The organism is Sphingopyxis sp., from assembly GCF_040216815.1.
GTDB lineage: Bacteria > Pseudomonadota > Alphaproteobacteria > Sphingomonadales > Sphingomonadaceae > Sphingopyxis.
Window position 1 is genome coordinate 246108 of the sequence record NZ_JAVJOJ010000001.1, and the last position, 12684, is coordinate 258791.

Annotated in this window: 15 protein-coding genes and 1 tRNA gene; 10 read left to right on the top strand and 6 right to left on the bottom strand. The window is 67.4% G+C overall.

Going from position 1 to position 12684, the window contains the following annotated elements:
* Window positions 1-127: 127 nt before the first annotated feature.
* The 3 genes from RIA72_RS01205 to RIA72_RS01215 all read right to left on the bottom strand — a co-directional run bounded on the left by RIA72_RS01205 (window position 128) and on the right by RIA72_RS01215 (window position 2643).
* A complete protein-coding gene (locus RIA72_RS01205; protein WP_350030532.1) occupies window positions 128-1399 on the bottom strand; it encodes an efflux RND transporter periplasmic adaptor subunit in 1272 nt (423 codons plus the stop codon).
* 440 nt (window positions 1400-1839) lie between these two features.
* Entirely contained in the window at window positions 1840-2472 is a 633-nt protein-coding gene (locus tag RIA72_RS01210; protein ID WP_350030533.1) for a TetR/AcrR family transcriptional regulator, read from the bottom strand.
* Between the two features lie 97 nt (window positions 2473-2569).
* Window positions 2570-2643, bottom strand: a tRNA-Cys gene (locus RIA72_RS01215).
* Window positions 2644-2869: 226 nt separating this feature from the next.
* Here RIA72_RS01215 and RIA72_RS01220 point away from each other — a divergent pair.
* From RIA72_RS01220 to RIA72_RS01230, 3 genes are all read left to right on the top strand, one after another.
* Window positions 2870-3532, top strand: a complete 663-nt coding sequence (locus RIA72_RS01220; protein ID WP_350030534.1) for a protein-L-isoaspartate O-methyltransferase family protein — start codon at window positions 2870-2872, stop codon at window positions 3530-3532.
* Between the two features lie 37 nt (window positions 3533-3569).
* Window positions 3570-5063, top strand: coding sequence for a TolC family outer membrane protein (locus RIA72_RS01225; RefSeq protein WP_350030535.1), 1494 nt, complete (start codon window positions 3570-3572; stop codon window positions 5061-5063).
* Between the two features lie 76 nt (window positions 5064-5139).
* Window positions 5140-5568, top strand: a complete 429-nt coding sequence (locus RIA72_RS01230) for a DUF2497 domain-containing protein (protein ID WP_350030536.1) — start codon at window positions 5140-5142, stop codon at window positions 5566-5568.
* A 185-nt stretch (window positions 5569-5753) separates the two neighbouring features.
* On the opposite strand, the gene nudC is transcribed toward RIA72_RS01230, so the two are convergent.
* Genes nudC through RIA72_RS01245 form a run of 3 tightly spaced genes read right to left on the bottom strand, consistent with a single transcriptional unit; the run spans window position 5754 to window position 8919 of the window.
* Entirely contained in the window at window positions 5754-6623 is an 870-nt protein-coding gene (nudC, locus tag RIA72_RS01235; RefSeq protein ID WP_350030537.1) for an NAD(+) diphosphatase, read from the bottom strand.
* On the bottom strand, window positions 6623-7909 hold the full coding sequence (locus tag RIA72_RS01240) for a serine hydrolase domain-containing protein (protein WP_350030538.1): 1287 nt from the start codon (window positions 7907-7909) through the stop codon (window positions 6623-6625). The genes nudC and RIA72_RS01240 overlap by 1 nt, the downstream gene beginning before the upstream one ends.
* Window positions 7906-8919, bottom strand: a complete 1014-nt coding sequence (locus RIA72_RS01245; protein ID WP_350030539.1) for an A/G-specific adenine glycosylase — start codon at window positions 8917-8919, stop codon at window positions 7906-7908. Before RIA72_RS01245 ends, RIA72_RS01240 begins: the two co-directional genes overlap by 4 nt.
* A gap of 259 nt (window positions 8920-9178) precedes the next feature.
* Between RIA72_RS01245 and RIA72_RS01250 the strand changes: the two genes are divergently transcribed.
* From RIA72_RS01250 to yidD, 7 genes are all read left to right on the top strand, one after another.
* Window positions 9179-9751, top strand: coding sequence for a DUF721 domain-containing protein (locus tag RIA72_RS01250; RefSeq protein ID WP_350030540.1), 573 nt, complete (start codon window positions 9179-9181; stop codon window positions 9749-9751).
* Between the two features lie 10 nt (window positions 9752-9761).
* On the top strand, window positions 9762-10478 hold the full coding sequence (locus tag RIA72_RS01255; RefSeq protein WP_350030541.1) for a DsbA family protein: 717 nt from the start codon (window positions 9762-9764) through the stop codon (window positions 10476-10478).
* A 35-nt stretch (window positions 10479-10513) separates the two neighbouring features.
* Complete coding sequence (locus RIA72_RS01260) at window positions 10514-11254, top strand: DsbA family protein (RefSeq protein ID WP_350030542.1); 741 nt, start codon at window positions 10514-10516, stop codon at window positions 11252-11254.
* Window positions 11255-11375: 121 nt separating this feature from the next.
* Complete coding sequence (locus tag RIA72_RS01265) at window positions 11376-11684, top strand: PGPGW domain-containing protein (protein WP_350030543.1); 309 nt, start codon at window positions 11376-11378, stop codon at window positions 11682-11684.
* Window positions 11685-11785: 101 nt separating this feature from the next.
* On the top strand, window positions 11786-11920 hold the full coding sequence (gene rpmH / locus RIA72_RS01270; protein ID WP_003046693.1) for a 50S ribosomal protein L34: 135 nt from the start codon (window positions 11786-11788) through the stop codon (window positions 11918-11920).
* Window positions 11921-11946: 26 nt separating this feature from the next.
* Window positions 11947-12282 (top strand): ribonuclease P protein component, encoded by a 336-nt coding sequence (gene rnpA, locus RIA72_RS01275; RefSeq protein ID WP_350030544.1) that lies wholly within the window; start codon window positions 11947-11949, stop codon window positions 12280-12282.
* A 169-nt stretch (window positions 12283-12451) separates the two neighbouring features.
* Entirely contained in the window at window positions 12452-12664 is a 213-nt protein-coding gene (yidD, locus tag RIA72_RS01280; protein ID WP_237839059.1) for a membrane protein insertion efficiency factor YidD, read from the top strand.
* The last annotated feature ends 20 nt before the right edge of the window (window positions 12665-12684 follow it).

A 12684-nucleotide genomic window follows, 5' to 3' on the forward strand; every position in this document is an offset into this window, starting at 1 on the left:
GCCCCTGTCTGGAGATTTGGCCTTCGGTAGCGCGAGCACCTCCGTCATCCCGGCGAAGGCCGGGATCTCGACGTTAAAGATGGACGCACCGTGGAGATCCCGGCCTTCGCCGGGATGACGAGCGTAATTACCGTGCGAAGGTCGCCTGCGCCGACACCGGTTCGGTCGTCGCATCTGCCGCCGATTTCGGCGCGTCGGCGACGATCCTGCCCGCCTTGGTCTCGGCCTTGGTGCCCGGACGGGCGAACTGGTATCCGGTGATCACGACACGGTCGGTCGCTGTCAGACCCGATCGAATGACGCGAAGACCGTCGATTTCGGGGCCGATCTCCACCGGCCTTGCCGCAACCATGCCGTCCTTGCCCACGACATAGACGATCTTGCGCGCCTGGTCGGTCTGCACCGCGGCGGCGGGGACGAGCAGCGCGCGCGCCGTCCGGCCCGTCGACAGCCGCATGTTGCCGAACATGCCGGGGGTCAGGAACATGTCGGGATTGGCGAAGCGGCCGCGCGCGCGGATCGTGCCCGACCGCGGGTCGAGCCCGTTGTCGGTGAAGTCGAGCCGGCCCTTCCAGCGATAGTCATTCTCGTCCTGCAACCGGACTTCGACGTCGGCGCCTTTGTCGCCGCCTTCGCGCTTGGTTTTGAGGAACAGCGCCTCCGAACCCTGGAAGGTGAAATAAATGGGATCGAGCGCGTTGATTGTCGTCAGCAATGTGCCGCCGGCATCGCCGGCCGAGACGAGATTGCCGGCGTCGATCTGCCGGTCCGAGATGCGTCCGGAGAGCGGCGCGCGGACGGTGGTGAACTCGACGTCGAGCGCGCGCTGGGCGATACGCGCCTCCGCACCGGCGAGCGCCGCCGTCGCGGCACTGACGCGCGCGCGGAGCCGGTCGATCTCGCTCTGCGACACCGCCTCGACATCGACGAGTCGGCTCGCGCGTTCGAGTTCGAGCCTCGCCAGAGCCAGGTCGCTGCGCGCACTCGCCGCCGCCGCGCGCGCCTCGGCAAGCGCGGCGCGATAGGGGCGCGGATCGATGGTGAAGAGCGGCTGGCCCGCGCGGACGATCTGGCCGTCGGCAAAATGGATCGCGGTGATCGCGCCCGATACGCGCGGCCGCACCTCGACCGCCTTCGACGCTTCGAAGCGGCCGATATATTCGTCCCATAATGTCACATCGCGCGCGAGCGGTGCCGCGACGGTCAGCACCGGAGCGGGGGCGGCGGCCGCCTGCGGCGCGCCATCGCGGAGCAGCCACCAGGCACCCGCGACCAGCACCAGCAGCGCGCCGATCCACGCGGCGCGGCGGCTGCGTGCGGGGCGGAGCAAAGTCTTGAGTTCGCGGCGGACCCGCGCGTCGGCGGGGTCGAGCTTTTCGATCGGGGTGTGAACGGTCATCGCTATGCCCTCTTCTCTTCGTTCGGATCGGTCGCCGCGCGCAGGCACGCAGCAACCCGTCGCCGGAAGCGTCGCTTCCGCCGCGTCGTGATGTCGGTCCTCCTGTGCAGACGACCCTCTCGAAAGAGGATGGCCGCCCCATCCGGCGCCGCGCATCCACATGCACGCGCCGGGCCCTGTTTTCTTGCGGCCGAGCGCCATCGGCGCCCGGCCGGGTCGAGCCCGCTCCCGGGTCAAATTCATGCTGTCGTTGGATCCGGCCGCCGCATGATCCCGTCACGCGGCGACCGCTCCGGGGGAGAGTCCTATCTTTGTATACTGAGTGGTATATAAATCGCAGCGCGATGCGTCAAGCGCATTCTGTACCGGTCAGTAAAAATAATTCTTTCAGCGCCTTTAGCGAAGCAGCGCCGCCGGTTTTCGGGCGGATGGCCGGCGGGTCAGCGCCCCGGCCACAATTTGAGGCTGGTTTCGACCAGCCGTTCGAGTTCGGCGCGCGTCGCGCCCGCGCCCGCCTGCACCGACATGCCCTGATTCACCGCCATCAGAAAGGCCGCGAGGCCTTCAGGATCCGCATCCTCCGGAAAATCGCCTTCCTGCTTGGCGCGCTTCAGCCGTTCCAGCATCGCGCGCTTCGCCGCAGCGCCGCGTTCGAGCACGGCCTCGCGGATACATTCGGCCTCGGCACCGCAGGCGACCGAACTGATCACCCCCAGGCATCCGTTCGGATTCTCGGGGCAGCAATACATATCGAGCGCGCCGTACATCAGCCGTTCGGCGACGCCGCGCGCAGTCGGCGCGGCGAGCGCGGCCTGCATATAGTCGAGTTTTTCGCGCTCGTAGAGATCGAGCGCCTTGTTGAAAAGCGCCTCCTTGTTGCCGAAGGCGGCATAGAGGCTGGGCTTGGTTATCCCCATGGCTTCGGTCAGGTCCGCCATCGACGCACCTTCATAGCCTTTCGACCAGAAGACGCGCAGCGCCGCCGCGAGCGCCGCATCGACGCAAAATTCGCGCGGGCGCCCCTTGTGGGACCCGGAGTGCGAACCAGCGCTGGAGGCAGTTTCAACTTCCATAACGACTGGTATATAATTTAGCGCAGGAAAAATGTCCAGCAGTGTCGGATGACGCCCCAACCGGGCGCGCCGCCTAGCTTGATTCGGGAAAAGAAGTTGGAGGCCCGAGCCGGAATCGAACCGGCGTATACGGATTTGCAGTCCGCTGCGTCACCACTCCGCCATCGGGCCTCAGGCGCTTGAAATGCGTGGAGTGAGCGCCCCTAGCGGTTTCGTCCGGCACTGGCAATCCGATTGTTTCGCAATTGCTGGCACCAACGCGGGGGTTGGCGCTTCCGGCCCGCCGGGCTATGCGCGCGGCAGCGGGCGCTCAGGCTGTATTACTATTGCAATACAGCATGGCTTCGGGTAGAGCGGCCTGCAAAGGATCAAAGGCTCAGGGAATCGGAACAGGCTGATGGCGACCAAGTTTAGCGAAATCACCGCGGCGGAGATGCGCTCCGCCATGATCGACAGCCAATTGCGGACGAACGACGTCACCGATCCCGCGGTCGTCGCCGCCATGGCCGCGGTCGCGCGCGAGGCGCATGTGCCCGCCGCGCTCGCCAGCGTCGCCTATATGGACCGCGCGATCGCGCTGGGCGGGGGGCGGATGCTCAACCCCCCGCTCGTCACCGGCCGGATGCTCGTCGCCGCCGCCGTGCGGCCCGGAATGCGCGTGCTGCTGGTCGGGGGTGCGACGGGCTATACCGCTGCGCTGCTCGCGCAACTGGGCGCCGAAGTCCACGCGGTCGAAGAGGCCGAGGCGCTGATCGCCGCGGGCCAGGCCGCGACGAGTGGCGCGAACATCCGCTGGGTGCAGGCGCCGCTCGCCGCGGGCGCGCCCGACGCCGCGCCTTTCGACCGGATCATCATCGACGGCGCGATCGAAATCCTGCCCGACGCGCTCGCGGCGCAGCTCGCCGAGGGCGGCCGGTTGATCGCCGCCCGCCGCGAAGGTGCGGTGACGCGGCTCGTTCAGGGGGTGAAGACGGGCGGCGCGATCGCGCTGCGCAGCTTTGCCGACATGGACGTCGCGCCGCTGCCCGGCTTTGCCGCGCCCGCGGGCTTCCGCTTCTGAGCCGCCTTTCCCCTCCTTGTTGCAGGCTGACACGACGATGACCGATAGCGATAAAAGACAGTCCCCTCGTCGTGCCCGCTGGCTTGCCGGGCTGGCCGCAGGCGCGCTGATGCTGCCGATGGGGGCTGAGGCCGAAACGCTGCAGGGCGCGCTCGCCAAGGCGTATGAAAACAACCCGACGCTGACGGCGGCGCGCGCGGGCCAGCGCGCGAACGACGAAAATGTCCCGATCGAAAAAAGCTTCGGCCTGCCCGAAATCGGCACGCAGGCAAGCTATGAAGAAAATCTGATCATCCCCGGCAATAATTTCAGCTCGCCCGCGCGCTCGATTACGATGGGCGGACGGCTGAGCGTCCCGATCTATCAAGGCGGCGCGGTGCGCAATGCCGTGCGTGCGGCACAGCATCGCGTCGAGGCGGGACAGGCCAATCTTCGCGCGACCGAGGCGAGCGTCTTTTCGCAAGTCGTCGGCGCCTATATGGACGTGATCCGCGATCAGGCGATCGTCCAGCTCAATCAAAAGAATGTCGCGGTGTTGCGCACCAATTTGCAGGCGACGAGCGACCGGTTCGAGATCGGCGATCTTACCCGCACCGACGTCGCGCAGTCCGAAGCACGGCTCGCGCTGGCCGAGGGCGACCTGCGCACCGCCGAAGCCAATCTGATCGCCAGCCGCGAAGCCTATATCCGCCTCGTCGGCGAGGCGCCGGTCGACCTCGAAGCGCCGCCGGCGCTCCCCAATCTGCCCGCCACCGCCGAAGAGGCGGTTGCGATCGCGCTCGACAGCAACCCCGACATCGAGGCCGCGAACGAACAGGTCAACGCGTCGCGCGCCGACATCGGCACCGCCAAGTCGACGCGAGCGCCCAAAGTGTCGGCGATCCTGAGCGGCGGTTACAATAATTTCCTCGGTTCGCTGAACAGCGGCGTGCCAGGGGTCAGCGTGACGCAGGAAACGTCGAGCGCGGCCGCGGGGGTGGAGGTTTCGCTGCCGATCTTTACTGGCGGCCGCCGTTCGGCGCAGGTGCGGCAGGCGCAATCGCGCAACAGCCAGGCGATCGAACAATATGTAGAGGTCGAACGCGGCGTGATCGCGCAGACGCGCGGCGCCTATGCCGCGTGGCAGGCGAACGAACGGATCATCGCCGCGACGCGGCAGGCGGTCAGCGCAAATGCGCTTTCGCTGGAAGGCGTGCGCGCCGAAAACAGCGTCGGAACACGCTCGATTCTGGACATTCTGAACGCCGAACAAGAATATCTGAACACGCAGGTCCAGCTCGTTTCGGCGCAGCGCAACTCCTATGTCGCCGCCTTCTCGCTGCTCGCCGCGATGGGCAAGGCAGAGGCGCGCGACCTGGGCATCGAGGGCGGCGCGCTCTATGACCCCGAGGTCAATTACCGCCGCGTCAAGGGCCAGCTGTGGGACTGGGCCGACGATCCGAAGCCGCAACAGGTTGCGACCGGCACGCGCGCAGTCCCCGCCGCCGACGCCGCGGTTCCCGAAGGCCCGCCCGCGCCCGCGCCACAATAAGGCTTGGCAAAGACCGCGCCGGACCGGTAAGGAAAGCGTTAACCATCCGGTAATCGCGATGGTTTAGGGGGCTGGTATGGGCGATATGTCGCGGGAACCGTCGATGGAAGATATATTGTCGTCGATTCGGCGCGTGATCGCTCGCGACGAAACGCCGGGCGCAGTGCGCGAAATTCGCGTCCCCGAAGCCGACGATATTCTCGACCTGCAGGATGAGGAGGATCGGGTGGCCGCCGAGGAAGCACCCGAAGCCGCGGAAGAGCTTGTTTCGCAGGCGAGCGCCGACGCCGCGCGCCAATCGCTCGAGGCGCTGACCGCCGCGATCACGCCCGCAGTCGCCGCCGCGACGACCGCGGCCCCTGCCGCGACGGGCCGCACGATGGAAGACGTCGTGCTCGACGCGCTCCGTCCGATGCTGAAAGAATGGCTCGACGCCCATTTGCCCGCGCTGGTCGAGGCGATGGTGGCAAAGGAAATCAGCCGGATTACTGGCAAGCGGGGCTAGCCGCGTTCGGTCCAGCGGGTCGTTAGGCCGGTTGCAGCCGGAACACGACGTTCCGCCTTCCCTCACTTCGTCATTCCCGCGCAAGCGGGAACCCAGTGTGGGATCAGCCTACATACGCTCTGGGTCCCCGCTTTCGCGGGGATGACGAAGTTGGGTGTGTTCCCTCCCCACCCCCGTAATCCCTGCTACCCCGCCCAATCCTCCAGCAAATATCGTGCGATCGCCAGCGGAGGCGGCGCCATGAACGGCGCGCCCATGTCGCCCGCCAGCGCGGCGCGTACCTCGGCGCGGTCGACCCACATCGCCGCCTCGATCTCGGTCGTGTCGAGCGTCAGCGTGGGATCGGCCGCGACCGCGCGGCAACCGATCATCAGCGACGAGGGGAACGGCCACGGCTGGCTCGCCACATAGGTGACGTCCGACACGTGGATGCCCGCCTCCTCGAACAATTCGCGCGCAACCGCTTCCTCCAGCGATTCGCCGGGTTCGACAAAACCCGCGAGAGCGGAGAAAAAGCCCGGCGGAAAACCGCCCTGGCGGCCCACGAGCACGCGGCCGTCATGTTCGGCGAGCATGATCACCACCGGATCGACGCGCGGGAAATGTTCGGCGTTGCACGCTCCGCAGCGCCGCCCCCAGCCGCCGCGGAACAGCGCGGTCGGCGCGCCGCACACCGCGCAGAAATGGTGCCGCGCATGCCAGTCGACCAGGCTGCGCGCGCCCCCGTACAGCGCCGCTTCCTCTCCCGACAAGAGCGGCAGCAGCCGCATCACGGTGCGCGACCGCGCGTCGACGCGCGCGCCGGGTGCGGCCTCGCGCACAAAGCGCGGCGCGCCCGCATCGTCGATGCCGAGCAATATCGGCGCGCGCGCGTCGGCGGGGTCGAGCGGTTCCCACAGCAATCCGCCACCCTCGCCCGGCACGGGGTCGATGCCGTCCATGGCAAGGCAGGTCGCGCGCGGATCGTTGAGTGCCGCGGCGAAGGCCGCTGCATTGGTGCGAAGCTGGTCGGCGCGGTCGAGGCGCGCGCCGGTGAAACCAAGCGGCAGCGGCATCAGCGCGCAACATCCTTGAAGAAGGTCTCGCCAAACTTCGACTGGAAGGACACCGCGTCGGGCGGCATGATCTGCGTATAGCCCGCCGCGCGATAGCCGAGACCCCGGTGAACGAAACCGATCGTCCCCGCGGCGCCCGCCCAGCCGAAAATCCCCTCACCGCCCGGCGAGGTCGGCAACGACACGCGCCCGCCGGCGCCAAAACCTTCGCCGTCGATGAAGGTGCCCTTGCGATCGACACTGTCGTCGATCAGGTTCGACATCGCGAGCCGCGCGGTTTCGGGCTTCATCACACGCACGCCGCCCGTTTTGCCTTCGCCGAGCAGCATCGCAAGGAAGCGGTCGTAATCGCGCGCGCTCGACACCAGCCCGCCGCCACCGAACGGATAGGGCGGCGGGTCGAGATAGATCGAACTTCGCGCAGGATCGAAGGGGATGAGCGCGCCGCTGAACGGCGCATAATTGCTCGTGAAGCGCGGCACATCCTTCGCGGCGACCATGAATCCGGTGCTCGTCATGCCCAACGGATCGAACAGCCGCGCCTTCAGAAAGGCGTCGAACGCCTGGCCCGACACGACCTCGATCACGCGTCCCAGCAGGTCGAGGCTGATCGAATAGCTCCACTTCGTCCCCGGTTCGTAAACGAGCGGCAGTTCGGCCAGCCGGTCGGCCATGGCCGCGAGACTGGGTGCGGGGGTGACGGGAGCAAAGCCCGGAATCGGCAGGCGGCTTGCCTGTCCGCCGACAATGCCATTGTCGTCATAGGCCTTTTTGATCGGCCCCTTCTGGATGATATTATAGCCAAGGCCCGCGGTGTGGGTGAGCAATTGGCGCACCGTGATCGCCCCTTTTGCGGGGCGCACGTCGGTCAGCGAACCGTCGGGCGTGTTCTGGACCTTCATATCGGCAAAGGCGGGCAGGAAATCGGCGATCGGCTGGTCGAGCCGCATCCTTCCCTCCTCGACCAGCAGCATCGCGGCGATGCCCGTCACCGGCTTGGTCATCGAATAGAGACGCCAGATCGTGTCGGGGCCGACCGGCGTTGGCGCCCCGTTCGACTGGACCCCCGCACCGATGAACACCGGCGCCTCCTGCCCCTTTCCGATCGCGGCGAGCGTTCCCGTAAGCTCGCGGCGATCGACGAATCCTTTGATGAACGCGCTTGTCGCGGGATAGAGCGTACCCCCGTCGGCGCGCCAGGCCCACGCCGCGCGCGGCAACAGCGCCGCGCCGCCACCCAGCGCCATGCCGCCCATCAGCGCTCGGCGCGTCACCATCATGTTCATCCGCGTCTCTCCAGCATCTTGCCCACTAGTTTGCGATAGAGCGTCGGCAGACCCGCGGCGTCAAGCTCGGCAATCGGCCACCATTCGCCTTCCGCTGCGGCATCGGCGGTTTCGCATGGGGCATCGCGGCATATGAGGGCGAGCGTCAGGTCGAAATGCGTGAAGCCATGGTCGACGCTGACCAGCCCCGATTCGGCGGGAGGCAGATCGGTCCAGTCGCCGCCGGGCAGCGCGCGCATCCCGCCGAGCATCCCCCTGCCCGGCCGCCGCACCAACCAGATGGCACCATCGCGTTCGATCCAGTGTGCGATTCCGTGGCGGCGCGGTTTTGCCTTTTTGGGCGGCTTGACCGGCACTCGTTCGACGTCGGGCCGACCGCGCGCGCGGCAGTCGCTCGTGACGGGGCAGATGCCGCAGGCGGGCGAGCGCGGCGTGCAGATGGTCGCGCCAAGGTCCATCAGCGCCTGCGCAAAATCGCCCGGCCGGTCGGCGGGGACCAGCGGTTCGAGCGCGGCGCGAATCGCGCGCTTCGCCGCCGGGAGCGGCGTTTCGATCCACCGGTGACGCGCGATCACACGCTCGATATTGGCGTCGACGACCACCGCCGGACGGCCAAAGGCGATCGCCGCGACGGCCGCCGCGGTATAATCGCCGACCCCCGGCAGCACACGCAGCGCCGCCTCGCTATCGGGAAAACGCCCGCCATGATCGGCGACCACAGCCCGCGCGCAGGCGAGCAGGTTGCGCGCCCGCGCATAATAACCAAGCCCCGCCCACGCCGCCATCACCTCGGCGTCCTCGGCCGCCGCCAGATCGGCAACGGTCGGCCAGCGATCGGTAAAACGCGCGAAATAGCCCGCGACGGCGGCCACCGTCGTCTGCTGGAGCATCACCTCGGCCAGCCACACGCGATAGGGGTCGGGAACCTCCGCGCTCCCCGGCGCGATCCGCCACGGCAGCACACGCGCCGACCGGTCGTACCATGCGAGGATTCGGGTGGGAAAGCTCATATCGGGAGGCACTATAAGCCCCTCCCCTTCAGGAGTGTCAGGTCGGTCATGCCCCCGGCATGACCTAAACCGTCCGGGGGACGGTTTACCTGACACTGGGTTGGGGTGGGGTCCATCGGCCTTGCGCGAGGCCGATAGACCCCACCCGCTGCGACTGGGCAGCAAGCTGCCAAGTCTCGCTGCCCTCCCTTGAAGGCGAGGGGTGTTTCCGCGTTGGAAGTCTGGACGCTCACCCCCCGCCTATGGCATGGCACCCGGCATGACGAAAGCCACGGGAGACGGCACGCCCGCCAAAAAGGCGAAGGCGAAACGCGGGGCCAAGCCCGCCAAGCCCGCCCCGCGCGCCTATGAACGCCCGCGCGGCGGCGAGGCGCGCGCGATCTCCGACCTCGTCCCCGAAATCGGCCGCACCGCCTTTCGCAAATTCGGCTTCATCCAAAGCTCGGTGGTCAGCCGCTGGCGCGAGATCGTCGGCGACCGTCTGGCCGACGTCACCCAGCCCGCGATGATCCGCTTTCCCGCGGGACAAAAGGCGGGCGGCACGCTGCACCTCACGATCAGCGGCGCGCACGCGCCGATGCTTCAGCATGTCGCGCCCGACATCATCGCCGCGGTCAACCGCTTCTTCGGCTATGCCGCGATCGCCACCGTCCGCATGACGCACGGCCAGGTTATCCCGGCCGCACCCGTTCAGCCGCCAGCCATGCTGAAACCCGTACCCGCCGAACTGGGCGACAGCCTGCGCGACATCGGCGACCCCGAACTCAGGACCGTGCTCGAACGCATGGCCGCCGGGCTCGCGGCGCCGCCGCGGCTGCCCAAGATCAGCTAGGGTTCCTGCCATGACCGTCCTTCACGATAATCTGCTCGACCGCCGCTGCGCGATCGCTGCGCTGTCGGGCGCCGCACTGACGCTGATCGCCGCCGCGCCCGCCAGGCCCGCGGCCTGGTCGCGGACGGTGACGACCAGCCCGATCGGCGCCTATGTCGTTGGCAATCCCGCCGCGAAACTGCGCCTCGTCGAATATTTCAGCTACACCTGTCACGTCTGCGCCGACTTCGCGCGCGAGGCGTCAGCCCCGCTCAAGACGCAATATATCGACCGCGGGCTTGTCCTCTTCGAGTATCGCAACCTTGTCCGCGATCCGGTCGACATGACCGCGGCACTGCTCGCGCGCGCCGGTGGCCCCGGCGCCTTTGCCGGCAACCATCAGGCGATCTTCGCGGCCTTCCCCGCCTTCATCGCCAAGGTTCAAAAGGCGACCGACGCACAAAAGACAAGCTGGTTCGAAGGCAGCACGGCCCAGCGTGCGCGGCGCATTGCCGCCGATACCGGCCTTGCCGCGCTGATGCGCGCGCGCGGCTATTCCGAAGCGCAGCTCGACGCCGCGCTGGGCAGCGAGGTTGCGCAGGCCGAACTCACCGGCATGACGAATATCGGGCGCGGCGCCGATCGCGTCACTGGCACCCCCAGCTTTTTCCTCAACGGCCAGCGCGCCGATGCAATCGCGTGGCCCGCGCTCAAATCGAAACTCGACGCCGCGCTCAAGGCTGCGTAGAAACCCCGCATTCCCGACCTCGTGGAGATGAATATATGACCGCAACGCTTCGTATCGCCCTCCTGTCCTCGCTCGGCGCGCTCGCGCTTGCCGGCTGTGGCGGCGGCACCGCCGACCCGGCCAAGGAACAGGATGTCGTCGCCAAGGTCGCCCCGCCCGCGGGCAAAAGCTGGTCGCAGGTCGTCAGTGTCGATGGCGACGGCGTCGTCATGGGCAACCCCGATGCGCCGATCAAACTCGAAGAGTTCGGCGCCTTCACTTGCGGCCACTGCGCGCAGTTTGCCAAGGATTCGCACGAGGAGCTGAAGCGCGATTTCGTCGACACCGGCCGCGTGTCGTACAAGCTGACCCCCTTCATGCTCCACCCGGTCGACGCGATTGCGGGCGCGATCGTCAAATGCACCGGCACCGACCGCTTCTTCCCGCTCGCCGACGCGACCTTCCTCGAACATGAAGCCTTCATCGCCGGCGCGTCGAAACCGCAGCCGGGGATCGAGGCCGCGATGCAGCTCCCGCCGCAGCAGCGCTTCAACGCGCTCGCAAAGGGATGGGGCATCGATCAATTCTACCAGCAGCGCGGCGTCCCCGCCGCGACGATCGAACAATGCCTCGCCAAGGTCGAAAATGTCGAGGCGATCGAAAAGGGCACCAACGCGGGGGTCGAGAAATATCAGATCACCGGCACGCCTACCTTTGTCATCAACGGCCGGGTCGCCGAAGGCATCGCCTCCTGGGGTCCGCTACGCGACCGCCTGCGCACGATGGGCGCGCGTTAATCCCGCCCACCCCATCTCTTTCCTTTTCCGTCATCCCGGCCGACGCCGCGATGACGGAAAAGGCGTCGCGCCAAGCTGCTTTAGCCTTGTAACACGCCGCAGGCTCCCCACATCGCCCCCTATGGCGAAGCGGAGCCTTTACCAGCGATTGCGGTCGAATGCGCAGGTGCGCACAGCGCTGTTTGCGCTCGGTATATTGATGATGGTGGTCGGCGTCGTGATCGGGCCGTTGCCGGGCCCCGGTTTCCTGATCGTCTTTCCGCTGGGGCTGATGCTCTGCCTGCAGAACAGCGCGTGGGCGAAGCGCGCCTATGTACGCTTCAAATGGCGGCACCCGCGTTATGGCGCGTGGACCGACCGCGTGATGCGCCGGGTCAGCGCCGCGCGGCGGCGCGCGCGCGAAGCGCTGGACCGGGTAGATGGCGATTGACTTTGCGCCGACTCTTGCTTATCCGCGCCTCCAACGGTGGCCGCCCACGCTTGGCGGCCCTTTTCTGTTGCAGCATTTGACGAGATCTAGGGAAAACCGCGATGAAGCGCACCTATCAACCGAGCCGCCTCGTGCGCAAGCGCCGTCACGGCTTCCGCGCCCGCAAGGCCACCGTCGGCGGCCGCAAGGTCCTGGCCGCCCGCCGCGCCCGCGGCCGCAAGAAGCTGTCGGCCTAAGGACCGGCAGCGCGCTGGCGTGGCCGGTGCGAACGCTTAACAAACGCAGCGAATTTCTGGCCGCGAATCGCGGCCTTCGCTTTCCCATGCCCGGCTTTGTCCTGCTCGTCCGCCCGCGCGGCGACGGCGATGCGACGCCGGGTGTCGGCTATACGGTCAGCAAGAAGGTCGGCAACGCGGTCACGCGCAACCGTATGAAGCGGCGCTTTCGCGAACTCGCGCGCGCCGCGCTGCCCGAATCGGGGATCACGGGCGCCGACCATGTTCTGATCGGCCGCCCCGGCGCCAACGACATCGCTTTTGCCGAGCTGGGCGAACAGCTCGCGTCGGCGTTGCAGCGCGCAGCGAAGAAGCTGGCGTGATGAGAGCCGTGATGCCCTCTCATCGTCACCCCGGACTTGATCCGGGGTCCATTCCTCCATCGGTGTCATGGACCCCGGATCAAGCCTGTCCTCAGCGTCGTCGAAGGGTGCGGGATGACGAGGTAGGGAAAATCGCGAATAAAGTTCGGCCGTCTTCCGGGCCTGCCGCATGATCGCCCGCCTGCTCATCCTGATCGCGCGCGGCTGGCAGCTTGGGCCCTCGCGTATTCTGCCGCCGACGTGCCGCTATGCGCCATCGTGCAGCGAATATGCGATCGTCGCGCTTCGCCGCCATGGTGCGATCAAGGGTGGCTGGCTCGCGACAAAGCGGCTATTGCGCTGCCATCCTTGGGGCGGTCATGGCTACGACCCGGTGCCTTGATACCGCATTCCCCGACAATT